The following is a 24,492-nucleotide window of genomic DNA, read 5'->3' as shown; positions in this document are numbered from 1 at the left end:
CAAATTGCGTCGCCGCTGATCGGAAATAACCCCGGGCTCTTGTGGAATGGGTTGCGGGTCTGAATTGCCTCAGACCCTGTGACGCTGGGTTTTCTGCGAGGGGCTTGCTGCCAGGATATGTCTTGGCAGCAAGGGGATATCGCCGCTGTCCGGCGGCTTCCGCTTTGGCAGAGGGTCAGGTAGGCAGACCTTCAAAGCACCATTGGCAGGGCCTTGAGAAAGCTGTCATTCTCTTCCGCAAGCGCGACAGTGACGCGTGCCCAGTCAAGAAACGGGCTTTCCTGCCAGCCTTTGATCAGCACGCCCTGATGCCGCAGCGCTTCGGCCAGTTGGGTGCCCGGCAGCCGGGTCCTGAAGAACAGAAAGTTGCCCTGTGACGGGGCGACTTCGATCCCCATAGCGGTCAACGCTGCGGCGATCCGTTTCCGCTCGGCCCGGATATGGGTTGTGGTGCGGTCAAGATGCGCGTCATCGGCCAGAGCGGCCAGCGCGGCGACACCGGCCAGCGCGTTGACCGCGAAGGGGTTGCGCGTTTTGCGCAACGCCCGCGCCATCCCGCTGTCCGAGCAGAGGCCGTAGCCCACCCGTGCGCCCGCCAGCCCGTAGGCTTTGGAAAAGGTCCGCAGGCTGATCCAGGCGTGGCCTGCGCGGTCAAGCAATCCGGTTGCCTCAAAGGCCAGATCGCCTTCAAGATACTCGCGATAAGCCTCGTCAAAAACGATCAGCGTCCCCTCGGGCACAGCCGCCAGCAGGCGGGTCAACTCGCCTTGCGAGATGGCCGGACCCGCCGGGTTCGAGGGGGACGAGAAGATCAGGATGCGCACGGGCTGTGCCATCGCCTGGATGAGCCCGTCCACCGGGAACCGCCAATCGGCGGGGAAGGGCACCTTCTCCACCACGGCCCCAAGGCTCAGCGCGGCGAATTCATGCAGGCCAAAGCTCGGGCAGATGGTGACCACGTGGTCGCCGGGCCGCAGGGTGGCGCGGTAGATGGCGCCGATGAGATCCTCTGACCCATTGCCAAGGATGATGGTTTCAGCGTCGCGGCCCGTGCGGGCGGCAATTGCCTGACGCAGGGCGGTGTCACCGGCATCGGGGTAACGACCGACACCTGCGGCTGCGGCGCGGATCTGCTCGATCGCTGCGGGCGACGGGCCGAAGGGGTTTTCGTTGCTGTCCACTTTGGCCAGCGCATCACGGCCATAACGGGCGCGGAACTGATCCAGCGCAAGCCCGGCATTGTAATCGGGCAATGCGGCGATTTCGGTGCGGATCAGCGCTGCCGAGGAAGGGGAGGTCATGGGAAACACCTTGTCAGGGAGTGAAGATCTTGCCGGGGTTCATGATCCCCGACGGGTCGAGCGCCCGCTTGATCTGGCGCATGACATCCAGTGCGGCGCCGTGTTCGGCCTGCATGTAGCCCATCTTGCCAAGGCCCACGCCGTGCTCGCCGGTGGCGGTGCCCCCCATGGTCAGCGCGATGGAGATGAGCCTGGCATTGATCTGTCGCGCCATGGCAGTTTCCTGCGCATCTTCCGGGTCGAACATCAGCACCAGATGAAAGTTGCCGTCGCCCGCATGGCCGATCAGCGGGGCGATCAGCGCGGTCTGGTCGATTTCCGCGCGGATTTCGGCGATACAGTCAGGCAGGCGCGAGATCGGCACGCAGACATCGGTCGAGATGCCCTTGATCCCCGGTCGCAGCGCCCGCGTCGCGTAAAGGGCATTGTGGCGCAGCCGCCAGATACGGTTGGCGGCCTCATGGTTGTCGGCGGTCTCGACATGCAGCGCGCCGCTGCCTTCCGCCAGTTCGGCGAACAGAGTGGCGTCATGGGCCACTGCGGGTGCCGAGCCGGTGATTTCCACCCACAGGGTCGGCCGTTCCGGCAGGGTGGACCCGGCATGGGCGTTGATGGCCTGCATTTGCAGGGTATCGGCAAGTTCGATCCGGGTCAGGCCCAGGCTGGATTGCAGCGCCGCCACCACACAGCTGGTGGCCGCTTCCAGATCCTCGAATGCGCAGAGGAGCGAGCGCGAGGCCTCGGGTCTGCCGAACAGCCGCAATGTCACTTCGGTGATGATACCCAGCGTGCCTTCGGCCCCGACGAACAGATGCGTCAGGTCGTAACCTGATGCTGATTTGCGCGCCCGCCCGCCGGTGCGGATCACCCGCCCGTCGGGCATCACGACGGTCAGCCCCAGCACCAGTTCGCGCATCGAGCCGTAGCGCACCGTGGTCGTGCCCGAGGCCCGGGTGGAGGCCATGCCGCCCAGCGTGGCATGCGCGCCCAGATCGACCGGGAAAAACAGCCCGGTGGCGCGCAGATGCTCGTTCAGGTTCTGGTGGATCACCCCGCATTGCACGACACAGTCCATGTCTTCGGCGTTCACTGCCAGCACCCGGTCCATGCCCGACAGATCAAAGCTGATGCCGCCATGCGGCGCCAGCACCTGCCCCTCTATCGAGGAGCCTGCGCCGAAGGGAATGACCGGCGCGCCATGGTGGTGGCACAGCGTAACCGCTTCGGAAACTTCTTCGGTTGTCTGGAGGAACAGAACCGCATCGGGCAGGGCCTCTGGCAACCAGCTTTCGACAGAGCCGTGCTGGGCCCGGACAGCCTCGGCGCGGCTGAGGCGGCTGCCGAAACGGGCCTCCAGCGCAAGAATCGCAGCCTGCACACCAGCGCATGGGTCGGTTTGGGTCATGATCTTTTCCGGGGTTGGGAAAGCGACGATGGGACGGACCTGCCATCGCGCCACATCTCCGGCCCGGTATCGCACCGGACCGGAGAGAATTGCGCAATATCAGGCCTTGAACCACCAGCGCTCGCCGCAGCGCGCGCCATCCAGTTCCCAGTCATTGGCGATTTCGCCATGACCGATCTTGTCACTGGTAGCATCCAGGAAATCGGCCCAGATCGGAGCCACCAGCCCGGCATCTTCCCAGATCAGGCTTTGGCATTCCCAATAAAGCTCCTTGCGGCGGGTCTCGTCGGCTTCGCTGCGGGCTGCAACCAGCGTCTTGTTGAATGTGTCATTGTCCCAGCTGCTTTCATTGTAGCTGCCGATGCTTTGACGCGAATAGACCAGCGTCAGCATCGCGTCTTCGTTCACGCGGCCCGACCACCGTGTCGCGAACATCGGACGTTTACCCCAGATGTTGGACCAGTAGCCGTCATCCGGCTCCCGCTTGACCTCAATGGTGATCCCGGCGCGGGCGGCCTGTTCGGCGTAAAGCTGCGCCATGTTGGTGGCCCCGGTGAAGGGCAGTTCGGCGACGTGCAGCGGCACGGTCAGCCCGGTGGCCCCGGCCTTTTCCAGCAGCGCCCTGGCCTGATCCGGGTCATAGGAATGCTGCGGGAGACTGGAGTTGTGATAGGCATAGGCCTTCGACAGCGGCTGGTCATTGGCGATCGAGCCATAGCCCCCCTGAATCTTGGCCAGAACCTCCTCCCGGTCGATGGCAAGCTTCATCGCCAGACGCACATCACGGTCCTTGAACAGCGGATCGGTGACGTTCATGGCAAAGCCGTGGTGCAGCTTGCCCTGGGTCTGGATCAGGTTGATGCCCGGCATGGCCTGAAGAAGCGGCGCGGTGACGGTATCGACAAAGCCCATGGCGTCGATCTGGCCGGTTTGCAAGGCGGTGGTGCGGGCATTGATATCGGCGATGCAATGCAGTTCGATCGCGTCGAAATGGGCGCGACCCTCTTTCCAGTAGTTCGGGTTCTTGCGCACGACGCTGCGCAGGCCCGGCTCGTAGGTTTCCAGAATATAGCCGCCGGTGCCGATGCCCTTGTCGAACTCGCGGTCTTCAGCTGGCACGATCAGCATGTTGATCATCGACAGAATGACAGGGAAACCCGCATTCGGACCGTCCAGAGTGACCGTGACCTCCATCGGGGCGGTGACGGCCACATCCTTGACCGCCAGCATCAGTGCCTTCGCGCCCGAGATGGTATCCGGTCCGCGGTGCAGGTTCAGCGACCAGACCACATCCTCGGCGGTCAGTGGCTTGCCGTTGCTGAAGGTGACGCCGGAGCGGATCTTGAAGATCCAGGCCGACATATCGGCATTCGGCCCCCATTCGGTCGCCAGTTCCGGCACCAGCACGCCGCCGGGGCCCATTTCAACCAGGCAGTTCCGCAGCTGATATTGCAGGTGCATCATGAAGCGGTATTCGTTGACCTGCGGGTCCAGCGTGTCGGCCGTGCTGAAATCCGAGATCCCGAGCCGGAACGTGCCGCCGGACCGGGGCGTGTCCTGTGCGAAGGCCGGACGGGCGTTCAGGCCAAGTGTGGCGGCGACGGACATCGCCCCCATGCCGAGCAGAGCGGAGCGACGGGTGGTGTATAGAGCCATCTGGCTTTCTCCCTGTTGACGGCGCCCCTTCTGTGGAGGCGCCGGATCTGTGGATGGTCGGCAGTCTGGTTCGGGGGATTGCTATTATGTATGATCTTAATAGCCTAAGACCTGTATCGCTGGCCCGCAAATCATTACCGCTGTATACTTGTTAAGCCTGCCTAAACAGTCATCCAGGATGGATCTTAAAAATGAGCACAAGCCTTCCGCCGCTGCGCGCCCTGCAGGCGTTCGATGCATATGGCCGGACAGGCACTGTTCATGCAGCCGCCCGCAGCCTTGGCGTCACGCCCGGCGCAATCAGCCAGCAATTGCGGCTGCTTGAAGATCATGCAGGGCTGCCGTTGCTGTTGCGGGAAGGGCGGCGGATCACGATGACTCCGGCCGCGCATATCTATCACGAGATGATTGCGCAGGGTTTTGACCGGCTGGCCCGCGCGCAGGAGTTCATTTCGGCGCAGCGCGTGTCGGAAGACCTGACCGTGAGCGGGCTGCCGACGCTGCTGCAAAAGTGGCTGAATCCGATGATCCATCGTTTTCAGGCGAATGCGCCTGACACCACCTTGCGAATCGTTGCCACGCATCGCGAGACCGAACCGCAGTTGATGGATCTGACCTTTCGCCTGACCTATGGGATGGCCGCTTCGCGCTATCCGCATTCACGGGCGCTGTTCACCGATACCTGCTTTCCCGCCTGCTCGCCCGAGTTTCTGGCCCGCCATCCCGAAGCGAGAACCAACGAGGGGCTGGCCCGCCTGCCGCTGATCGGGATTGACTGGGGCATGGATGAAACGGCGGCCCCGGACTGGGCCAACTGGTTCGCCGCGCAAAACACTCCGGTGGCGGGCCCGATGCGGACGGTCGCGGTGTATTCGTTGTCCAGCCTTGCGCTGGAGGCAGCGGCAGCCGGGCAGGGGGTGGTGCTGGCCCAGGCATCCTTTGCCGGACCGGACCTTGATTCCGGGCGGCTGGTGCGGCTGTCGGATGAGGTTCTGCCGATGCCCGAAGCCTATTTCATCTGCTGGGGACTGACGACCATGACCCACAAGCCTGCGCGTGATTTTCTCAACTGGGTTCTGTCGGAAACCAAGGTGAATCGCGACGCGAGAAGTAAGCACAGCTAAACAATCAACCAGACGTTCTTGGCTGGCCAGCAATTTTTTGTCTGCGCATAATCCCTGAAAACACCGCCAAATAGGGATGTAGCCATGTTTCTCAAAAATGCCTGGTATGTCGCCGCCTGGAGCAGCGAGATCGAAAACAGCCTTCGGCAGATTCTGGTCTTGGGGGAGAAGATCTGCGTCTTCCGTACTGCGCAGGGCGAGGTTATTGCGCTGGAAGATGCCTGCCCGCATCGCAAGCTGCCACTGTCCAAGGGCCGGATCAAGGGCGATACCGTCGAATGTGGCTATCATGGCCTGACTTTCGATTGTGCAGGGCAATGCGTCTGGGCGCCCGGCGGGGGCCGTATTCCTTCGGCGGCCAAGGTGCGCGCCTATCCGGTACATGAAAAATATGGCCTGGTCTGGATCTGGATGGGCAACGCCGCCATCGCCGATGTCGATGACATCATCGACATCCCGAATTTCGACAGCCCCGACTGGGGTATCAATCGTGGTGCGGCGATGGAGTTGCAGTGCAACTATCTGCTGATGACCGACAATCTGCTGGACCCGACCCATGTCGCCTGGGTGCACGAGACCAGCTTTGCCCAGGCTGCTACCAAGGACACGCCGCTGAAGGTCACGCGCACCGATGATGGCGTGATCGTCCACCGCTGGATGATGGATGTGGCCCCGGCACCGTTCTATGCAAAGATTGTGGAGTTTGAAGGCAACTGCGACCGCTTGCAGCATTACGAGGTGCGCTATCCGTGCAGCGCGCTGATCCGCGCGATCTTCACACCGGCGGGCACCGGCGGACCGGAAGGCACGCTGCACGAGAAGACCTTTGTCATGGACAGCTATAACTTCATGACGCCGACGACCGAGACGGAAACCCGCTATTACTGGTTCCAGCTGCGGAATATCCGGCCTGACGATGCCGAGCTGTCGGCGATGATGAGCGAGGATGTCCGTCACGCCTTTGAGGAGGATCGCGCGGTGCTGAACGCGGTGCAGATCGGGCTGCGCGAAAAGACTTCGCCGCATATCGACCTGTCAATTGATGCAGGTCAGCTGCGTTTCCGCCGCCAGCTTGAGGCGATGATTGCCGAAGAGCAGGCCGTCGACGCCAAGATGCAGGCCTGAACCATGGCAGAGACATTCCGGCGGTTCCGGGTGATGCGCAAGCACCCGGAAAGCAGCGTCATCACCTCGTTCCATCTGGTGCCGTCTGACGGCGGTGCGCTTTGGTCCGCGCGGCCGGGGCAATATCTGACCCTGCGCATTCCCGGCCCGGAAGGCCCGGTGCTGCGTACCTATTCGCTGTCGAATGCGGTTGATGCTGCGGATTGCCACCGGATTTCGGTCAAGCGCGAGGCGGGGCTGAACGGCAGGCCCGACGGCATCGGGTCGGTCTGGCTGCATGATCATCTGGCTGAGGGCGCCGAGATCGAGGTCGCGGCTCCGCGCGGCGCCTTCTTTCTGGACGAAGACAGCACGCGCCCGGTTCTGTTGCTGGCGGGCGGGGTCGGGCTGACGCCGCTTCTGTCGATGCTGCATCGTCTGGCCCAAAGCAACCGCAAGGTCTGGCTGGTACATGCGGTGGAAAACGGCGGGGTGCAGCCGCTGCGCGCCGAGGTGGCAGCGCTGGCTGCTGCATCTGCCGGGCGGATCTCCGTCTGCAATGTGCTGCGAAATCCCGCGCCGGGGGATCACGCGGATGCGACCGGGGTGGTGGATGCGGCACTGCTGCAATCCTTGCTGCCGCTGGACGATTATCAGGTCTATCTCTGCGGGCCGGTGCCCTTCATGGTGGCGATGTGGCGGCTGTTGACCGGCCTCGGCATTGCCCCGGAGCGGATCGCCTATGAATTCTTCGGCCCCGGCGGCTCGTTGCCCAAACTGGCCGCCGATCAGGTCGCACCGGCCCCGCCTGCCATTCCACGCATTCCGGTGAATGCCCCGAAATCCCTGGGTAAGCTGGATTTTCTGACCGATCCGGATGTGCGCAAGATCGCGGAACCGGCTGCCAGAAAGGCGCTGCCTGCGGCCCTGACGATGGCTGATGCAGAAACCGGAAACGAGGTGGTCTTTGCCCGGTCGGGCGTGACCGTCGCGTGGAACAGCGGTGTGAACTCGATCCTGGAACTTGCCGAAAGTGCGGGGCTGGACCCGGCCTTCGTCTGTCGCTCGGGTATCTGCAATTCCTGTCGCTGCGGGTTGAAGGACGGGCAGGTGGAGTATTTCAGCGAGCCGCTGGACCCTCCGGGCCCCGGTCAGGCTTTGATCTGCTGCACCCGCCCCAACGGGCGTGTGGTGCTGGATCTGTAAGTTCCCGGCAGACTGGAAATTAAAAGGCGGCCCCGCAAAGGGCCGCCTTTTTCCTGTCGACAGGGCAGATGATCAACCTGCCGCAGCCCGCCGCTGATCCAGCACCCTGCTCAGCCAGTCCGGGTCCATCTCGGGCACCGATGACAGCAACAGATCAGTATAGGGTTCGTGCTCCGGCGAAAAAATCCTGTCCTTGTCGCCCTGTTCCACCACCCGGCCGTGCTGCATCACCACGACATGATCGGCGATCGCCCGCACCGTCGCGAGATCATGGGTAATGAACAGATAGCTTATGCCGCGCTCACGCTGGATGCGGTCCAGCAGGCGCAGGATACCCTCGGCGACCAGTTGGTCCAGCGCGCTGGTCACTTCATCGCAGATGATCAGCTCCGGCTCGGCGGCCAAAGCGCGGGCGATACAGACACGCTGTTTCTGACCGCCTGAAAGCTCACCCGGCAGCCGGTCTATGAAACGATCCGGGGGCAACTCGATCTCGGTCAGCAACTCGCGGATGCGGGCCTCTTTTTCCCGCCCTTTCAGGCCAAGATAGAACTCCAGCGGACGGCCCAGCACTTCGCGGATGCGGTGGCGCGGATTCAGCGCGGTATCGGCCATCTGGTGAATCATCTGCATCCGCTGCAAAAGCCTGCGTGACCGGGCGCCGATGGTCGTGGGCAGGGCCGCGCCGTCGAATGTCACCTTGCCCGCGCTTGGGGACAGAAGCCCCATCACCACCCGCGCCGTGGTGGATTTGCCGGAGCCGCTTTCGCCCACCACAGCCACGGTTCGCCCGCGCGGCACGGTCAGTGATACGTTTTCCAGCACCTTATGCGTGCCATAGGAGGCATCCACCCCGTCGATCTTCAGCAACGGCGGGCTTGCAGGAGCCGGATCGCGCGGTGCGGGCTGAAACTCCCGCACAGCCCAGAGGGAACGGGTATAAGCCTCGCGCGGGTTGGCCAGCATCTCGCGCACCGGGGCGTCTTCGACCTCTTCGCCCTTCAGCAGCACTTTCACCCGGTCGGCCATCTGCGCGACCACGGCAAGATCATGCGTGATATAGATCGCCGCGGCGCCGTGGTTGCGCACGATATCGCGGATCGCGGCCAGGACTTCGATCTGCGTTGTGACATCCAGCGCGGTCGTGGGTTCGTCAAAGATGATGAGGTCAGGCTTGCAGGCCATGGCCATCGCCGTCATGGCGCGTTGCAACTGCCCGCCGGATACCTGATGCGGAAAGCGGAACCCGATCTGATCCGGGTCCGGCAGCCGCATCTCGCCATAAAGCCGCACGGCTTCGGCCTCGGCCTGCGCGCGGGGCATCACGCCATGGCACACGGGCGCTTCGCAATGCTGCCGGATCAGACGCCAGGCCGGGTTGAAGGCTGCGGCAGAGGATTGGGCGACATAGGCGATACGCCGCCCGCGCAGGTCGCGCAGCGTTTGCGCGCTGGCCCCAACCAGTTCCTGCCCGTCAAAGCGGATCGATCCACCTGCGATCCGGCATCCGGGGCGGACATGCCCCATGGCGGTCAGGCCGAGGGTCGATTTGCCCGCGCCGCTTTCACCGATCAGGCCCAGGACTTCGCCCTGCGCCAGATCCAGGCTGACGCCCTTGACGATCTTGTGCCAGTCGTCCCCGGAACGGCCTTCGATCCACAGATCGCGAATTTCCAGAAGTTTGGTCATGGCTCAGTCCTTCAAGCCGCTGGACAGGTGCAACACCCAGTCCACCACCAGATTGACCGCAACGGTCAGGATGGCGATTGCCGTGGCCGGAAGCAGAGGGGCCAGACCAAAGGTGGCGGTTTGCCAGGTTGCGAAATTGGCAAAGGAAATCAGCCGCGCGCTTTCCCGCACCATGGAACCCCAGTCCGCTGTCGGTGGCTGGAGGCCAAGCCCCAGAAAGCTGAGCGCTGAGATGAACAGGAAGACGAAGCAGAACCGCAGCCCGAATTCGGCGATCAACGGGGCCGAGGCATTGGGCAGGATCTCGCGGCGGATGATCCAGCCCAGCCCCTCACCGCGCATCCGGGCAACCTCGATGTAATCCATGGTCAGGATGCCCTGCGCCACGGCACGCGACAGACGGAAGACCCGCGTGCTGTCCAGCACCGCGATGACAAGGACCAGTGCCGTCGCCGAGGCGCCGGTAATTGTCAGGATCAGCAACGCGAAGATCAGTGATGGAATCGCCATCAGCACGTCGATCAGCCGGGACAGCACGGTGTCGACCCAGCCGCCGACCGTCGCGGCCAGCAGGCCAAGTGCCGTCCCGATCAGAAACGCAAGGCAGGTGGTGATCAGTGCAATGCCCACCGTATTGCGCGCACCATAGATCAACCGTGACATCACATCGCGGCCCAGTGCGTCCGTTCCCAGATAGAAGGGGGCGACCCAGGGCTGATAGGCGGCGCCGGCCACTTCGGATTCGCCGTAGGGGGCGATCAGCGGCGCAAAAAGCGCAAGGATGGCATAGATCCCGATCAGCGCCAGCCCGATCCGGGCCGACAGAGGTGCGCTGCGGAGGTGGAAAAGCCAGTGGGTCACAACGTCACCTCGGGTGCAGCAGGCGGGGATTCGACAGGATGCCGATTACATCCGCCACAAGGTTCAGCAGGATGTAGGTTGCGGCAAAGATCAGGCAGGCGGCCTGCACCACGGGCATGTCGCGTTTGGCTACGCTGTCGACCAGCAATTGCCCGAGGCCCGGATAGACAAAAACCACTTCGACCAGCACCACGCCGACGATCAGATAGGCGAGGTTCAGTGCCACAACAGTCACGATGGGGGCCACCGCATTGGGCAGCGCATGAATGGCGATGATGCGCCAGCGCTTCATCCCCTTCAGTTCGGCCATCTCGATATAGGGCAGGGCCAGCAGGTTCACGATTGCCGCCCGTGTCATCCGCATCATGTGCGCGGTCACGATCAGCACCATGGTCAGCGCGGGCAGGAAGCTGACGGTAAGCCGTTCGGCCAGCCCCATTGTGGGGGTGACCCCGGCGAGGCTGGGGAACCAGCCCAGTTGCACCGCGAAGATCAGGATCAGGATATAGGCGACAAAGAATTCTGGGAAGGAAATCACCGCCAGGGTGGAACTGGAGATCCAGCGGTCCAGCAGCGATCCGCGATAAAGCGCGGCGATCAGCCCGAGCAGGATCGACACGGGCACCGCGATCACGGCTGCATAGGCGGCCAGGAAGAAGGTGTTGAAAGCGCGGTCGCCGATCAGGTCGGTGATCGGGCGCCTCGTGGCGAGTGACTGGCCGAAATCGCCTTGCACTGCGTTGCCCAGCCAGGCGACATAACGCCAGAGCGGCGGATCGTTCAGCCCGAATTGCGCGTTGAAGGCGGCGATGGTTTCCGGCGTGGCCGACTGGCCCAGAATTTCGGTCGCGATGCTGCCGGGCAGCAGTTCGACCGCCCAGAAGATGACGGCCGAAACCACGATGAGCGTGAGCGCCCCGATGGCAAGTCTTCTGAGGACAAGTTTCGGGATCGGTGATAGCTTGGATGCCATTTGTATAGACTTTGACCCTGTTATGGATATTCATAATGACGAAGAATATACTCCAGTCCAGAAAAATCGGCAGGATTTGCGAGATAGAGGTTGAAATGCTTCGGCTTCTGCCTGCCAACCGGGCAGACTGTGCGTGCCGTCAGCGGATGAAGTGGTGAAATGACGTATCGAGACATCAAGGCGGATATTCTGGAGCGGATCCTGAACGGGACATGGCCGCCGGGCAGTGCCGTGCCAAACGAGCAGGAGCTGGCGGTGGAATATGGCGCCGCCCGTGCGACCGTGAACCGCGCCATGCGCGAGTTGGTCGATGAGGGTTTCGTTGAAAGGAAGCGCAAGGCAGGCACCCGCGTCCGTCTGAGCCCGGTGCGTCAGGTGCGCTTCGAGATCCCGATGATCCGCAAGGAGATCGAGGAGCAGGGGGCGACCTATCGCTATGCGCTGATCCGGTCCGAGGTGATGCTGGCGCCCGACTGGCTGCGTGCGAGGCTGAACCTGAAACAGGGGACCGAGGTGCTGCATCTGGTTTGCATGCATTTCGCGGATGGCAGGCCCTTTCAGCTGGAGGACCGCTGGATCAACCTTGCCGCCACCCCGCAGGGCCGCGATTTCGACTTCTCGACGGTCGGCCCCAATGAATGGCTGGTGCAGCAGGTGCCGTTCTCAGATGTGGAGATCAGCTTTTCTGCGACGACTGCCGATCCCGAGCAGGCCATGCTGCTCAACTGCCGCGCGGGCGATGCCCTGTTCCGGGTGGAGCGGCAGACCACATGGCAGGACCAAGTGGTCACTTATGTCAGCCTGATCTATCGCCGCGACCATCGGATGACGACCCGCTATTGAAGCGGGTTGCCGAACCTTGCGGGAGGCAATCTGGCATGGGGTGGCTTGTGATCGGCCTTATGTCTGTTCAAAAAGTTACATCACACAGGTATAATTGATCGGGCGATCTGCCCGCAGAACTCGCCCCCAGGGCTGACCTGAACTGCGCTCCCGCAGCTTACCCGAGTGATTGCCTTCGGATACCTCTGTCAGTCGCCAGCGCCCGTGCGGAGGGGAAGATTGAGGACGGGTAACTGGTTCGACGACTTCAACTCTCGCAAGGACAGGTTTGAACGAATGCTCGTGACGCCGGGCAGGCGCCTCAGGACCGTTTCGACGAAGCGGCTGTAATCATCAAGGTCTCTGGCCACGACGACCAGCAGATAGTCGGACTCGCCGGTCGTGTTGTGGCAGGACAGGACATTCGGGCTGTTCTGAACAGCAAGATTGAACTCTCGGGTCACCTTCTCGTCGTGCTGCGCGCAGCCAAGCTGGACGAAGGCCATGACGCCGAGCCCGAGCGCACGGCGATTGAGGACCGCCTGATACCCTTCAATGATACCGCTGTCTTCCAGCCGTTTCAGACGGCGCCAGCAGGGCGTCTCGCTCAGGGAAAGCTGCGCTGCCAGCCGGGTGTTGGAAAGACGCCCGTCCCGCTGGAGCCGGTTGAGGATTTCGGCATCTATCCTGTCAATCTGATGCATTCTGGAAGACTCCTCCTCATGTGACGCCTGTCGAGGCAGAATACGTCTGAAAGTGACGCATATATAGGGATTTTGGCAAAAGCCTTTCCCGGATCAGGGTGTAGTGTCCGGAGGCGGTCATGCCAAATCCGTCTGAGCGAGGAATCCTGATGAAAGCCGTGATATACGAAGCCTTCAACCAGCGGCCGAAGCTGGTTAGCCTGCCCGAGCCTGCGCCGGAGCGGCACGGGGTAGTGCTGAAGGTCGAAGCGACCGGGGTCTGCCGCAGCGACTGGCATGGCTGGGTGGGGCATGATGCCGATATCGTGTTGCCGCATGTACCGGGGCACGAACTGGCGGGGGTCATCGTCGCAACGGGCAAGGATGTGACCAGATGGAAAGCTGGGGACCGCGTCACCGTCCCCTTCGTCGGGGGCTGTGGCCATTGCCCCGAATGCCATGCCGGACACCAGCAGGTCTGTCACAACCAGTTTCAGCCGGGCTTTACCCATTGGGGATCGTTCGCCGAGTTCGTCTCGATCCATAATGCCGACTTGAATCTGGTGGCCCTGCCTGACGCCGTTGAATTCGCCACGGCGGCCAGCCTCGGATGCCGTTTCGTGACGTCGTTCCGCGCGGTTGTCGATCAGGGCAAGGTCGCGGCGGGCCAATGGGTTGCCGTGCATGGCTGCGGCGGTGTCGGCCTTTCTGCCATCATGATCGCCAGCGCGCTTGGTGCCAATGTCGTCGCGATCGACATTGCGGAAGACAAGCTGGAACTGGCCCGTGCCCTGGGTGCGGCCGCCACGGTCAACGCCAGGTCAACGGCCAATGTGGTTGAAGCTGTGATGGAGATCACCGGCGGCGGCGCACATGTCTCGCTGGATGCGCTTGGAAATCCGCAGACCTGCTTCAATTCGATCCTGAACCTGCGCCGCCGTGGCAAGCATGTGCAGGTCGGGCTCATGCTGGGTGACCACAGCACGCCCGTCGTGCCGATGAGCCGGATCGTGGCACATGAGCTTGAAATCCTTGGCAGCCACGGAATGCAGGCGCATCGCTATGACGTGATGATGCCGATGATCCTGTCCGGCAAGCTGAAACCTGAACTGCTGGTCGGCAAGACGATCAGTCTGGAGGAATCGATTGATGCCCTGATCTCGATGGACAGGTTTCAGGGCACCGGCACGACGGTCATCACCAGGTTCTAGGCAATCATGCAGGTCAGAGCGCCCGCCGCGACAGCGGGAATCCTCTTGATCCGGCAGGGTTGCGTTCAAGCTGGTAATCCGGCCTTCCGGCCCGGCTACCCCGTGTAGCCGCGCCCTTTCAACATTCTGCCATCAACCTTGCGGTTCAGGATGTAGTATGCTGGGTGTAGTCAATCTTGCCGGAGCATCCACGCAATTGCCCGAACTGACCGCCTATCCCCCCAGACGCTCGCGTGTGCACGAGGCCAGCGGGCCGCTTGCCGCGAGTTTTGCGCTCTGGACAGCTGCTCAGGTCGGCGCGGACCTGCTCTGGATTCGGGAAGGCTGGCGGTCTGAACAGCTTAATCCGTTGGGGTTCGAAGGGTTCGATCCCTCACGGCTTATCCTGATACAGACGAAGGACCAGACCGATACACTCGCCGTGGCGGAAGAGGCATTGCGCGATGGTGCGGTGCCTCTGGTTGTTCTGGAACTTACCGCCGGAATTGACCTGACTGCCGGGCGGCGGTTGCAACTGGCGGCCAGGGCCGGAGGAACGACCGGGCTGTGCCTGATCGCAGAGGGCATGGGGTCGAACGCAGCGGAAACGCGATGGCATTGCAGGCCGGTGTTCGATCCGCAGGACTCGACTCGTCAGCAGTGGAGTCTTATTAAGAACAAATCAGGAACAATTGGGGCCTGGCATGTTCGATGGGACTCAAAGGCGCATCGTGTCACTGTGGTTTCCCCGGCTCGCGAGTGACCGGGCTCTGCGCATGCATGCGCAGAATGGGCCCTTCGTTCTGACGCTGCGGCAGGGCAGTGCCAACCGGGTCCATTGCCTGAACGAGGCGGCCGAGGCCCGCGGGCTCTATCGCGGGATGCCGTTTTCCGATGCGCGGGCTTATTGCCCGGACCTGTCCAGCCTGCAGGCAGACCCGCAGGCGGACCGGCGCTTTCTGGGCTTGTTGCGCCGTTGGGCGACACGCTGGTGCCCTTGGGTCGGGATCGAAACGCCGGATGGGCTGGTTCTGGATATCACCGGATCGTCGCATATCTTTGGCGGTGAAGAGGTGATGATTGCCGCGCTGCGCGCACGGCTTTGCCGTGCCGGTTTATCGGTGCAGATCGGCACCGGCGATACGCGCGGGGCGGCCTGGGCGCGGGCGCATCATGGTGAGGATGCCGCGCTTGAGGACTTGCCTGTCGCGGCCCTGCGGCTTGATCCTGAAACGGTAACCAGCTTGCAGCGAATGGGCCTGCGCAGCATCGGTCAGTTGGCCGACAGCCCGCGCGCGCCTCTGGCCCGCCGTTTCGGAGCGGAACTGTTGCTGCGGCTCGATCAGGCGCTTGGGCGGCAGGCGGAGCAGATCGGGCCAGAGGTCGATCCGCCCCATTACGCCGTGCGCATGACCTTGCCCGAACCCATCGGGCTGGTCAGCGATGTCATGGCCGGGACGGCGCGTCTGCTGGAGCGTTTGTGCGCCAAGCTGAAAGACCATCAGGCGGGGGCAAGGATTCTGTGTCTGTCCCTGCGTCGCGTAGATCGCGCCGCAAGCGATGTCGAGCTGCGGCTGGCACGTCCCATGCGCGATCCGGCACGGATACTGCCGTTGTTCGAACGGGGCGTCGCCGAGGTGGATGCGGGGTTTGGAATCGACCAGATGCGGCTGGAGGCTGTGCAGGTCGAACCTCTGCCACCTGAGCAGGTGACACATATCGGTCCGCGCGATCCCGGGCGGCTTGACGATCTGATCACCCGGATCGGCACCCGGATCGGGCTGGAGAATGTGCAGCGCTTCCTGCCCGCCGACAGTCACATTCCTGAACGCAGTTTCATCCTTGTCCCTGCCGCCTATTCCCGGCCGGAACGGGGCTGGGTTGCGCCGCGTCCGCGTCCGCTGATCCTGTTTCCGCCCGAACCAGTCGTGGCGACCGGCCACGAACCGCCGGCTCGCTTCCGCTGGCGGGGTATGTCCCTGACAGTTGGCCGCGCGACGGGGCCGGAACGGATTGCCCCGGAATGGTGGCTTCAGGATGATAACTGGCGCCGGGGCCTGCGCGATTACTGGCGGGTCGAAACGCATCAGGGGCGGCGGCTGTGGATGTTTCACACCCCGCAAAATCCGGGCTGGTTCGTGCAGGGGGAATTTGCATGAACTATGCCGAGCTGTGCGTCACCTCGAATTTCACCTTTCTGCGGGGTGCGTCCCATCCCGAGGAACTTGTGACCCGGGCTGCCGAACTGGGCCTTGAGGCCATTGCCATCACGGACCGCAATTCCCTGGCCGGGGTGGTGCGGGCCTATCGCGCGTTGCAGATCCTCGGGAAGGGAACAGGCGAATCTGTGCAGATCCGGTCACAGCATCGCGTCGACAGTTGCTCACGCCAGGAAATTGGCACCCCGGAGGATATTCCCTGTCCGGAGGTGCCACGCCTGCCAAGGCTCATTGTCGGAGCGCGGTTGGTGTTGCGTGACAGCCCTGTTGAATGGATTGCCCTTCCCGTCGATCTTGCCGCTTACCAGCGGTTGACGCGGCTGCTGACGCTGGGCAAGCGACGGGCGGAAAAGGGCGAATGTCATCTGGACTGTGCAGATCTGCTGGAAGGCTGCAAAGGCATGATCCTGGTTGCCCTGCCGGGCGATCTCGGGGCGGCGGCCTCATATATCCAGAAGGTTCGCAACCGCTTTCCCGGTCATGTCTATCTGGGAGCCGCGCCGCGCTACGATGGATCGGATCAGGCCTGGCTTGCCGCCTGCGCGCGGCTTGCACAGGGTTGCGCCACGCCCATGGTGGCGGTTGGAGATGTGCTGATGCATCGCGCCGCGCGGCGGCAACTGGCCGACGTGCTGACCTGCATGCGCGAAGGCTGCACGATTGACACAATCGGTACCCGCGCGCTTGCCAATGCCGAGCGGCGCCTGAAAGGGGCGCAGGACATGCAGCGGCTGTTTCGCGATCACCCCGCCGCCTTACGTCGAACGCTGGAAATTGCAACGCGTTGCAGCTTCGATCTGTCGGAACTCAGCTATCAGTATCCGGATGAAATTGCGGAGAGCGGCGAAACCCCGATGGCGCGCCTGACCCGGCTGGCCCAAGAAGGACTGAACCGCCGTTACCCCGCTGGTGCAACCGCGAAGGCCGGAGCCTTGCTGGCCAAGGAACTGGCCGTGGTGGCAGAGCTGAACTATCCGGCCTATTTCCTGACCGTGCATGACATCGTGCAATACGCCCGCTCGCAAGGCATCCTGTGTCAGGGGCGCGGGTCGGCGGCCAATTCGATCCTGTGCTATCTGTTGGGCATCACCGATGTTTCGCCGGATATGATCGGCATGGTGTTTGAACGCTTCATTTCTCGTCACCGGGGCGAGCCACCGGATATCGACGTCGATTTCGAGCATGAGCGTCGTGAGGAGGTCATCCAGTGGATTTATGCTAAATATGGCCGTCACCGCGCCGGGCTTTGTGCGACGGTGATCCATTTCCGCTCGCGCGCGGCAATCCGCGAGGTGGGCAAGGTGATGGGCCTCAGTCAGGATGTGACGGCCAGCCTCTCGGGCCAGATCTGGGGATCGTCCAACGAAGGCCCCAAGCCCGAACGTATCCGTGAACTGGGGCTTGACCCGCGTGACCTCCGGCTGTCGCAGACGCTGCGCCTGATCGGCGAGATCATCGGCTTTCCGCGGCATCTGTCCCAGCATGTCGGCGGTTTCGTGATCACGCGGGGCAGGCTGGACGAACTGGTCCCGATCGAGAATGCCGCGATGGAGGATCGCACGCTGATCGAGTGGGACAAGGATGATATCGACACGCTGGGCATCCTCAAGGTCGATGTGCTGGGTCTGGGGATGCTGACCTGCATCCGCAAGGCCTTTGACCTGCTGAAACGTCACGAAAAACGGACCCTGACACTGGACAGCGTGCCGCCCGAGGATGCGGCAACCTACAGGATGTTGCAGGTCGCCGATGCCGTGGGTGTGTTTCAGGTGGAAAGCCGGGCACAGATGAATTTCCTGCCCCGGATGAGGCCGAAGGAATTCTATGATCTGGTGATCGAGGTCGCCATCGTGCGTCCGGGTCCCATCCAGGGGGGTATGGTGCAGCCCTATATCCGCCGCCGTCAGGGGCTGGAAGCGCCCGAACCTTTCGGCCCCGCACTGGAGGAGGTCACGCACCGCACTCTGGGCGTGCCCCTGTTTCAGGAACAGGCCTTGCAGATTGCCGTGGTCGGTGCAGGCTACAGTGCCGAAGAGGCAGATCATTTGCGTCGTTCACTGGCCAGCTTTCGCCGCATGGGCACCATTTGCGAACACCGCGACAAGTTCATCGCCGGCATGCTGGCCAATGGGTACGATGCCGAGGTCGCCTCCCGCTGCTTTGGTCAGATTGAGGGCTTCGCCGATTACGGCTTTCCCGAAAGCCACGCTGCGGCCTTTGCGCTGTTGGTTTATGTCTCTGCCTGGCTGAAACGGCACCATCCGGCGATCTTTGCCTGTGCCTTGCTGAACTCTCAGCCCATGGGGTTTTACGCTCCGGCCCAGATCGTGCGTGACGCGCGCGAACATCAGGTCGAGATCCGCCCCATCTGCATCAACCACAGTGACTGGGACAATACACTGGAGCGCCGTGCGGACGGGGCGCTGGCGTTGCGGCTCGGGTTTCGTCAGATCAAGGGGTTTCGTCAGGAGGATGCACTCTGGATCACAACGGCGCGCAAGAATGGGTATCGCGATCCCGAAAGCGTCTGGCTGCGCGCCGGTGTCGCGCCCGCAGCACTTGAGAGGCTGGCAGAGGCAGATGCCTTTTCCGGCATGGGGCTGACCCGACGCGCCGCGCTTTGGCAGGTCCGCGCGATCCGGGCACCCTCACAACTGCCGCTGTTCAACGATCCGCTTGACGGCGAGGCGATCCGCGAACCCTCTGTGATGCTGCCGCAGATGCATCTGGGCGAGGAAGTGGTCGAGGATTATGTCTCAACACGGCTGACGTTGCGCGCGCATCCGATGGAATTGCTGCGCCCGGTGATGCCCGGCCTGCTGCGTCACGATGCGCTTCTTGCTGCGCCGTTGCAGCGTACCACGGTCTGCGGACTGGTCATCACGCGTCAGCGGCCAGGCACTGCCTCGGGCGTGATCTTCCTGACGCTGGAGGATGAAACAGGCGTCTCCAATATCGTGGTCTGGCGCAAGGTCTTTGAGGCCCATCGCCGCGCGGTCATGGGGGGGCGCCTGTTGCGTGTCACCGGCCCGCTGCAACGGGAAGGGATCGTGGTGCATGTGATTGCGCAGCAGATCGAGGATGTCTCTCATTATCTGTCCGGTTTGGGGCACCCGATGGAAGATGCTGTCGGGCAGACCACCCCCAAGACAGACAATGCGCCCCGCACCCATCCCGCCCCGCGCGCCAGACATCCGCGCGAACAGGCCAAGAGATTGTTTCCCAGCCGGGATTTCCATTAAGGGAAAAGCAGGTGCCAGAGTTCAGAGCGCGCCCGCAGACAGGTGCTGGTCCATCGCTCTGTCGCTCTCCGCACATCTGTCAGCACAACAGCTTGCCCATCATCGGCACACCCGGACCGGAAGACTGGCAACAGGCGCGCGTCCGCTGTCTGACCCTGATCCCTCGCGCCCGCCGGTTCCGACAGGAATTTGAAAGCTCTTGACCCAAACGCCTCCTTGGCGGAACATGCATTTTAGAGAGAGTTATATTCAGTAAATACAACCTGTAATGTTTTTCAGGTCATACCTGCGATTTCAACAAACCGGCTAACCGGCCCCCACAGGCAGAGCAGAAAGGTTTCACATGAAGTTCAGCATCAAGATCGGCATATCCGCATTCCTGGCCGCTGGCCTGCTGGCGGGCACCTCCTCTGCCCAGACGGTCACAGACAGCTTCGACGTGACAATCACCATTGCAGAGGAATGCCAGATCACCTCGACCCAGGATCTCGATTTTGGCAGCGTGGGCGTGCTGACGGCCAATACCGATGCCACGGCAACCCTTCAGGTGACCTGCACACCCGGCACGGCCTATGATATCGGTCTCAACGAAGGGCTTGGTTCCGGCGCGACCACCGCCGCCCGGCTGATGACTTCGGGTGCTTCTGCGACGGTCGGCTACGGGATATATCAGGATGCCTCGCACAGCACGAACTGGGGCGACGCGATCGGCACGGATACGCGGGCGTCGACCGGAACGGGTGCGGCGCAAAGCTTTACCGTCTATGGCCGGGTAGCGCCGCAAAGCACCCCCGCAACCGGCACTTACACCGATACCATCACCGTTTCCGTGACCTACTGAGCCGGAGAGCAAGCATGACTGCCCTGTCCGGCCTGTTGCGCCGCAGCCTTCTGGCGGCCTGCATCGCTTTACTTTCGCCCGGTTTTGTTCTGGCAGAGGGTCTGCGTGTCTCGCCGGTCACGCTGGACGTGACGGCGCCGGGGGCTGCGACGGTGCTGACCCTGCGCAACGAAGGGCGGGCGCCGATCACCGTGCAGACCCGTGTCTTTCGCTGGCAGCAACGCAATGGCCAGGAAAGCCTGATCCCCACGCGGGAGGTTGTGGTGAGCCCGCCCATGACCCGGCTGGCTCCGGGCACGGCGCAGACCATCCGTGTGGTGCGTCCCGGCAAGTCGCCGGTGCAGGGCGAGGAAGCCTACCGCATCATCGTGGACGAAGTGCCTGACCGCAATGCGCCCAACGGCACCGTCGCCTTTGCCACCGAACTGCGCATTCCGCTGTTTTTCACCGCTTCCGGTGCGAAAGCGCCATCTGTCCGCTGGTCTTTGCGCGAAACCGCAGGGGGCATCGTTCTTCAGGCGCAGAATACAGGCGACAGGCGGCTGCGCATTGCCGATCTGCGGCTTGGGCGTGACAGTCGGGTCGTGCTGCGTCGCAACGGGCTGCTGGGCTATGTGCTGGGCAATTCGGTGATGCAATGGCACCTCAGCGGCGCAGCGCGGGGCATCAACCGGCTGAGTGCGGCCACCAATACCGGCACTTCCAATGCTGTTGTCGCGCGGCAGTGATGGCCGTTCAGCTGTCCGGCGGGTGTTGCGCCGTATTGTCTGTTCGGTGGCCCTGCTGGCCTTTCCGATTGCAGGGGCAGGCCAGCCTGACAGCCCGGCACCGCGTGAACTCTATCTGGAGGTTTTTGTAAACGGACGGGCGATGAACCTTGTGACCCGGTTCACCGACCACGGCAACGGGCTGCTGGTGGCTGATGCAGATGAGTTGCGCAACAGCGGTATCCTGCCGGATACAGCAGCGCGGCGCGGCGAGGTGCGGCTGGATCAGTTGCCCGGATTGCGCTGGGATCTGGACGAGGCGGCGCAGACGATCTCGTTCGAGGCGACCGACACAGCGCTGGCGCCGCATGTGGTCAGTGCTCGCCCGGCTCCGAGACCGTATGAGGGGGAGGAGGGCGCGGTTGATAGCGGCTTCGGGCTGGTGCTGAACTATGCGCTGGATTTCGAAGCGGTGACAGCTGACGGGTCAGCAACAGATACAACTGCGGCGGGGGCCTTCGAGGCCCGGCTGTTTCTGCCGCTGGGCGCACTGACCTATGGTTTCGCCCTGACCGAGGACGAGGTTGCAGGGCTGCGCCATCGCCGGCTGGAGACCTACTGGCGCAGTGCCTTCCCCGGCGGGGCCGTACAGGTGCAGATCGGTGATTTCACCACGCGCGGGCCGTCCTGGACCCGCCCGGTGCGGCTTGGCGGCCTGCTGGTGGAGCGCAATTTCAGTCTGCGTCCCGATCTGGTGACGATCCCCCTGCCCAGTTTTGCGGGCAGTGCGGCGGTGCCTTCGGCGGTTGAGGTCTATTCCAACTCGATCCGCACTTATGCGACCGAGGTTCCTGCTGGCCCTTTCACGCTGACCGACCTGCCGCTTGCCAGTGGTTCGGGCGAGGCGCAGGTGATCGTACGCGATATCACCGGGCGGGAAACGCGCGTTGATCTGCCTTTCCTCGTTTCCTCCGATCTGCTGCGGCCGGGGGTGGCGGATTATGCTTTTGCGCTGGGCGCCCCCCGGCTGGGCATGGGTACGGATGATGACCATTACGCCGACGATCTGTTCGGCGCCGCGACCTTCCGGATCGGCGTGTCCGAGGCGCTGACACTGCATGGCCATGTCGAGGCAGGCCCGGATCTGCGGATGGGCGGGCTGGGCGCGACCTTCCGGCTTGGCACGCTGGGCACATCGACTTTCAGCTATGCACGCAGCCGGTCTGATCAGGGGGACGGCCAACTGGCCGAACTTTCGGGCAAACTGAGTTTCGGCCGGTTGCAGGCCTCCGGTCGGCTGATGCGGAGCTGGGGCGATTTTTCGGACATTGCCGCGGTGACGGCGGAACCTGGCCTGGCGGGTGATCCGGCCTCGCCGCTGACCCGGCTGGGGCAGATTTCTCTGACCATGCCACTGTCGGGGCCGGGCGGGGCCGCCGCGAGCCTGTTCGCCGCCGATACCCGGCGCGCCGACGGCAGTGCGGACACCAGCCTTGGCCTTGCCTACAGCCGCCCTGTGCTGGACGGCGGCACGCTGAGCCTCAGCGCGTTGACCGTGCGCGGGCAAACATCGGATACGGTGCTCGGCCTTGGCCTGCATGTGCCATTGGGAAAACGTGGCTATGCGGGCAGCACGCTTGAACGGCGGAATGATGGTTTCCGGTTGGCGGCGACGGCTTCGGGGGGCAACCGCGACCGGCAACGCGGCTATGATTGGCGGGTGCAGGCCAGCCGGGAGGAGGCGACCAGCCTGCGCGCCAATCTCGGGCTGAATGGGCGCTATGGCCGGGCCGAGCTGGGCGCGCAATTTTCTGACAGGTCGCGCAGTCTGGGCCTGAGGCTTGATGGATCTGTTGCGGTGGCAGGGGGCGGGGTTTTTCTGACCCGTCGCATTCAGGATTCCTTTGCCGTGGTCGATGCAGGTGCTGCGGGCGTGGAGGTCAAATCGGAAAACCGCCTCGTGGGCCGGACCGGGCGCTCGGGCAGGCTGCTTGTGCCCGACCTGCGCGGATACGAACGGAATGTCCTGTCGATCGACCCCTCGACCCTGCCCCTTGACGCAGCCATCGGCAGCACCCGCCAGACCGTGCGTCCGGCCTATCACAGCGGTGCCCGCGTCGATTTTGGGGTCGAGGCCAATCCGGCAGGCGCGATGATCGTACTGGTCGATGCCGGTGGGCTGCCGCTGGATGTGGGCGGCGGCGTACAGATCAATGGCCGCGACGATGGTCTGCTGGTGGGCTATGACGGGCAGGTCTATGCACTTGGCCTGCACGCAAACAACACCGTCAGCGTGACCTATCCGGGGAAACCGCCCTGTCGCGGCAGCTTTGCCTATGCCGATGAACCCGGCAGGATTACGGAAATCGCCGGGGTAGTTTGCCAATGATCCGAACCGCGCTGATCTGGCTGCTGTTCCTGTTCTGCCTGACCGCCACTGCGGGCATGGCGCGGGCACAGACTTGCAGCTTTTCGGCGAGCGACATCGTTTTCGGCCAGGTCGATACACTTTCCTCCGGCGCCACCGATACCACTGGCACGATCTCGGTCAGTTGCAGCGCGTTTCTGGGTTTGCTGTCGTCCATCGACATTCGCATCCATGTCGGGGAGGGGCGCGGCGGGGCGAATGGCGCGACCCGGCGGATGACCAGCACCACTACGGCGACGCCACTGAACTTCCAGCTTTATCATGACGCGGCGCGCAGCGATCTGCTTGGCGGAAGTTACTGGAGCTATGGCGGACAGCCGATCCGGCTGACCGGCGCCTCTGTGCTTACCCTGCTGACAACCTCGGGGATGAATGTGCCGGTTTATGCCCGTGTACCGGGAGGTCAAGGCAGCGTGATACCGGGCAGCTATGGTTCGGTTTTCGACCGCAATCCCCTTGATGTGAGGGTGGATTATACGACCTGCAACCTGCTTCTGTTTTGCACCAACCGCACCGCGAGCTTTTCCTTTTCCGTGTTGGCAGATGTGGTGCCGGACTGTCTTGTGACAGCGGAGGATCTGGATTTCGGCACAACCGGATTGCTGAACAGCGCCATCGACGCGACCAGCCAGATTGACGTGACCTGCACCGCCAATTCCGCTTTCGATATCGGTTTGGGTTACGGCTTCTACGGCACCGGGCCGGGCGACCGGAAAATGCAGGATACAGGCGGAAACCAGATCTGGTACGGCCTGTTTCGTGATGCGGCGCGCAGCCTTTCCTGGGGAGAACTGGGCGACGGCGCCGCTCAGCCCGGCACTGGCAGCGGTGCGGCGCAGAGCTTTACCGTCTACGGTCGTGTTCCCGCGCAGGCAACTCCACCGCCGGGAATCTATTCTGACACGATCATCGTGACCATCACCTATTGATCGCGTGTCTCAGGCCTCGCCGGCCAGTTCAAAAGCGACTGCGAAGATCATGGTGTGTTTGGAAGTTGGTTATGGGCAGCCTGTTTTGTAGGCCGTGGCCAGTCGTCAAACC

Annotated in this window: 19 protein-coding genes; 12 read left to right on the top strand and 7 right to left on the bottom strand. The window is 63.1% G+C overall.

The genetic code is table 11. From position 1 onward, the window contains the following. Positions 1 to 191 precede the first annotated feature (191 nt). The 3 genes from AO684_RS13655 to AO684_RS13645 form a co-directional block, all read right to left on the bottom strand. Positions 192 to 1,301: an aminotransferase class I/II-fold pyridoxal phosphate-dependent enzyme gene (locus AO684_RS13655; RefSeq protein WP_054303304.1), complete on the bottom strand. Its 1,110-nt coding sequence runs from the start codon at positions 1,299 to 1,301 to the stop codon at positions 192 to 194. Between the two features lie 13 nt (positions 1,302 to 1,314). Further along, on the bottom strand, positions 1,315 to 2,706 hold the full coding sequence (locus AO684_RS13650) for an FAD-binding oxidoreductase (protein ID WP_054303303.1): 1,392 nt from the start codon (positions 2,704 to 2,706) through the stop codon (positions 1,315 to 1,317). Positions 2,707 to 2,805: 99 nt separating this feature from the next. After that, complete coding sequence (locus AO684_RS13645; protein WP_082400985.1) at positions 2,806 to 4,362, bottom strand: ABC transporter substrate-binding protein; 1,557 nt, start codon at positions 4,360 to 4,362, stop codon at positions 2,806 to 2,808. A 191-nt stretch (positions 4,363 to 4,553) separates the two neighbouring features. On the opposite strand from AO684_RS13645, the gene AO684_RS13640 reads away from it, so the two are divergent. The 3 genes from AO684_RS13640 to AO684_RS13630 all read left to right on the top strand — a co-directional run bounded on the left by AO684_RS13640 (position 4,554) and on the right by AO684_RS13630 (position 7,796). Further along, a complete protein-coding gene (locus AO684_RS13640; protein ID WP_054303301.1) occupies positions 4,554 to 5,486 on the top strand; it encodes a LysR substrate-binding domain-containing protein in 933 nt (310 codons plus the stop codon). A gap of 84 nt (positions 5,487 to 5,570) precedes the next feature. Then, on the top strand, positions 5,571 to 6,611 hold the full coding sequence (locus AO684_RS13635) for an aromatic ring-hydroxylating dioxygenase subunit alpha (protein WP_054303300.1): 1,041 nt from the start codon (positions 5,571 to 5,573) through the stop codon (positions 6,609 to 6,611). Positions 6,612 to 6,614: 3 nt separating this feature from the next. Beyond that, a complete protein-coding gene (locus AO684_RS13630; RefSeq protein ID WP_054303299.1) occupies positions 6,615 to 7,796 on the top strand; it encodes a 2Fe-2S iron-sulfur cluster-binding protein in 1,182 nt (393 codons plus the stop codon). 72 nt (positions 7,797 to 7,868) lie between these two features. Here AO684_RS13630 and AO684_RS13625 read toward each other — a convergent pair whose 3' ends face one another. From AO684_RS13625 to AO684_RS13615, 3 genes are read right to left on the bottom strand one after another with little or no spacing between them, the layout of a single operon-like run. Further along, positions 7,869 to 9,485, bottom strand: coding sequence for an ABC transporter ATP-binding protein (locus AO684_RS13625; RefSeq protein WP_054303298.1), 1,617 nt, complete (start codon positions 9,483 to 9,485; stop codon positions 7,869 to 7,871). A 3-nt stretch (positions 9,486 to 9,488) separates the two neighbouring features. Continuing rightward, positions 9,489 to 10,346: an ABC transporter permease gene (locus AO684_RS13620; protein WP_054303297.1), complete on the bottom strand. Its 858-nt coding sequence runs from the start codon at positions 10,344 to 10,346 to the stop codon at positions 9,489 to 9,491. A 4-nt stretch (positions 10,347 to 10,350) separates the two neighbouring features. Beyond that, positions 10,351 to 11,319, bottom strand: coding sequence for an ABC transporter permease (locus tag AO684_RS13615; protein WP_054303296.1), 969 nt, complete (start codon positions 11,317 to 11,319; stop codon positions 10,351 to 10,353). Between the two features lie 159 nt (positions 11,320 to 11,478). On the opposite strand from AO684_RS13615, the gene AO684_RS13610 reads away from it, so the two are divergent. Continuing rightward, the gene (locus tag AO684_RS13610; RefSeq protein ID WP_054303295.1) at positions 11,479 to 12,162 is read left to right on the top strand and encodes a UTRA domain-containing protein; all 684 of its coding nucleotides are present in this window, start codon (positions 11,479 to 11,481) and stop codon (positions 12,160 to 12,162) included. 188 nt (positions 12,163 to 12,350) lie between these two features. Here AO684_RS13610 and AO684_RS13605 read toward each other — a convergent pair whose 3' ends face one another. Next, positions 12,351 to 12,845, bottom strand: coding sequence for an Lrp/AsnC family transcriptional regulator (locus tag AO684_RS13605; protein ID WP_054303294.1), 495 nt, complete (start codon positions 12,843 to 12,845; stop codon positions 12,351 to 12,353). A gap of 149 nt (positions 12,846 to 12,994) precedes the next feature. On the opposite strand from AO684_RS13605, the gene AO684_RS13600 reads away from it, so the two are divergent. The 8 genes from AO684_RS13600 (at position 12,995) to AO684_RS13565 (ending at position 24,380) form a co-directional block, all read left to right on the top strand. Continuing rightward, on the top strand, positions 12,995 to 14,035 hold the full coding sequence (locus AO684_RS13600; protein WP_054303293.1) for a zinc-dependent alcohol dehydrogenase family protein: 1,041 nt from the start codon (positions 12,995 to 12,997) through the stop codon (positions 14,033 to 14,035). 157 nt (positions 14,036 to 14,192) lie between these two features. Continuing rightward, positions 14,193 to 14,777, top strand: coding sequence for an ImuA family protein (locus AO684_RS13595; RefSeq protein ID WP_054303292.1), 585 nt, complete (start codon positions 14,193 to 14,195; stop codon positions 14,775 to 14,777). Beyond that, positions 14,719 to 16,173, top strand: coding sequence for a DNA polymerase Y family protein (locus AO684_RS13590; RefSeq protein WP_054303291.1), 1,455 nt, complete (start codon positions 14,719 to 14,721; stop codon positions 16,171 to 16,173). The genes AO684_RS13595 and AO684_RS13590 overlap by 59 nt, the downstream gene beginning before the upstream one ends. Further along, a complete protein-coding gene (locus tag AO684_RS13585) occupies positions 16,170 to 19,475 on the top strand; it encodes an error-prone DNA polymerase (protein ID WP_082400983.1) in 3,306 nt (1,101 codons plus the stop codon). Before AO684_RS13590 ends, AO684_RS13585 begins: the two co-directional genes overlap by 4 nt. 343 nt (positions 19,476 to 19,818) lie before the next feature. Further along, complete coding sequence (locus AO684_RS13580; RefSeq protein WP_054303289.1) at positions 19,819 to 20,316, top strand: spore coat U domain-containing protein; 498 nt, start codon at positions 19,819 to 19,821, stop codon at positions 20,314 to 20,316. 14 nt (positions 20,317 to 20,330) lie between these two features. After that, positions 20,331 to 21,044 carry a molecular chaperone gene (locus AO684_RS13575; protein WP_054303288.1) on the top strand — a complete coding sequence of 238 codons (714 nt, stop codon included), beginning with the start codon at positions 20,331 to 20,333 and terminating at the stop codon, positions 21,042 to 21,044. Further along, positions 21,022 to 23,412: a fimbria/pilus outer membrane usher protein gene (locus AO684_RS13570; RefSeq protein ID WP_054303287.1), complete on the top strand. Its 2,391-nt coding sequence runs from the start codon at positions 21,022 to 21,024 to the stop codon at positions 23,410 to 23,412. Before AO684_RS13575 ends, AO684_RS13570 begins: the two co-directional genes overlap by 23 nt. Then, entirely contained in the window at positions 23,409 to 24,380 is a 972-nt protein-coding gene (locus AO684_RS13565; protein WP_054303286.1) for a spore coat U domain-containing protein, read from the top strand. The genes AO684_RS13570 and AO684_RS13565 overlap by 4 nt, the downstream gene beginning before the upstream one ends. Positions 24,381 to 24,492 lie beyond the last annotated feature (112 nt).

The sequence above is a fragment of the Gemmobacter sp. LW-1 genome, assembly GCF_001303875.1.
GTDB lineage: Bacteria > Pseudomonadota > Alphaproteobacteria > Rhodobacterales > Rhodobacteraceae > Gemmobacter > Gemmobacter caeni.
Note: the sequence above shows the minus strand (reverse complement) of the source record. Positions and strands in the feature narration are given on the sequence as shown.

What these genes read in the sequence shown, in the direction of transcription:
- AO684_RS13655 (WP_054303304.1), bottom strand. Translation starts at nt 1,301, where the DNA reads ATGACCTCCCCTTCCTCGGCAGCGCTGATCCGCACCGAAATCGCCGCA.
- AO684_RS13650 (WP_054303303.1), bottom strand. Translation starts at nt 2,706, where the DNA reads ATGACCCAAACCGACCCATGCGCTGGTGTGCAGGCTGCGATTCTTGCG.
- AO684_RS13645 (WP_082400985.1), bottom strand. Translation starts at nt 4,362, where the DNA reads ATGGCTCTATACACCACCCGTCGCTCCGCTCTGCTCGGCATGGGGGCG.
- AO684_RS13640 (WP_054303301.1), top strand. Translation starts at nt 4,554, where the DNA reads ATGAGCACAAGCCTTCCGCCGCTGCGCGCCCTGCAGGCGTTCGATGCA.
- AO684_RS13635 (WP_054303300.1), top strand. Translation starts at nt 5,571, where the DNA reads ATGTTTCTCAAAAATGCCTGGTATGTCGCCGCCTGGAGCAGCGAGATC.
- AO684_RS13630 (WP_054303299.1), top strand. Translation starts at nt 6,615, where the DNA reads ATGGCAGAGACATTCCGGCGGTTCCGGGTGATGCGCAAGCACCCGGAA.
- AO684_RS13625 (WP_054303298.1), bottom strand. Translation starts at nt 9,485, where the DNA reads ATGACCAAACTTCTGGAAATTCGCGATCTGTGGATCGAAGGCCGTTCC.
- AO684_RS13615 (WP_054303296.1), bottom strand. Translation starts at nt 11,319, where the DNA reads ATGGCATCCAAGCTATCACCGATCCCGAAACTTGTCCTCAGAAGACTT.
- AO684_RS13610 (WP_054303295.1), top strand. Translation starts at nt 11,479, where the DNA reads ATGACGTATCGAGACATCAAGGCGGATATTCTGGAGCGGATCCTGAAC.
- AO684_RS13605 (WP_054303294.1), bottom strand. Translation starts at nt 12,845, where the DNA reads ATGCATCAGATTGACAGGATAGATGCCGAAATCCTCAACCGGCTCCAG.
- AO684_RS13600 (WP_054303293.1), top strand. Translation starts at nt 12,995, where the DNA reads ATGAAAGCCGTGATATACGAAGCCTTCAACCAGCGGCCGAAGCTGGTT.
- AO684_RS13595 (WP_054303292.1), top strand. Translation starts at nt 14,193, where the DNA reads ATGCTGGGTGTAGTCAATCTTGCCGGAGCATCCACGCAATTGCCCGAA.
- AO684_RS13590 (WP_054303291.1), top strand. Translation starts at nt 14,719, where the DNA reads ATGTTCGATGGGACTCAAAGGCGCATCGTGTCACTGTGGTTTCCCCGG.
- AO684_RS13585 (WP_082400983.1), top strand. Translation starts at nt 16,170, where the DNA reads ATGAACTATGCCGAGCTGTGCGTCACCTCGAATTTCACCTTTCTGCGG.
- AO684_RS13580 (WP_054303289.1), top strand. Translation starts at nt 19,819, where the DNA reads ATGAAGTTCAGCATCAAGATCGGCATATCCGCATTCCTGGCCGCTGGC.
- AO684_RS13575 (WP_054303288.1), top strand. Translation starts at nt 20,331, where the DNA reads ATGACTGCCCTGTCCGGCCTGTTGCGCCGCAGCCTTCTGGCGGCCTGC.
- AO684_RS13570 (WP_054303287.1), top strand. Translation starts at nt 21,022, where the DNA reads ATGCTGTTGTCGCGCGGCAGTGATGGCCGTTCAGCTGTCCGGCGGGTG.
- AO684_RS13565 (WP_054303286.1), top strand. Translation starts at nt 23,409, where the DNA reads ATGATCCGAACCGCGCTGATCTGGCTGCTGTTCCTGTTCTGCCTGACC.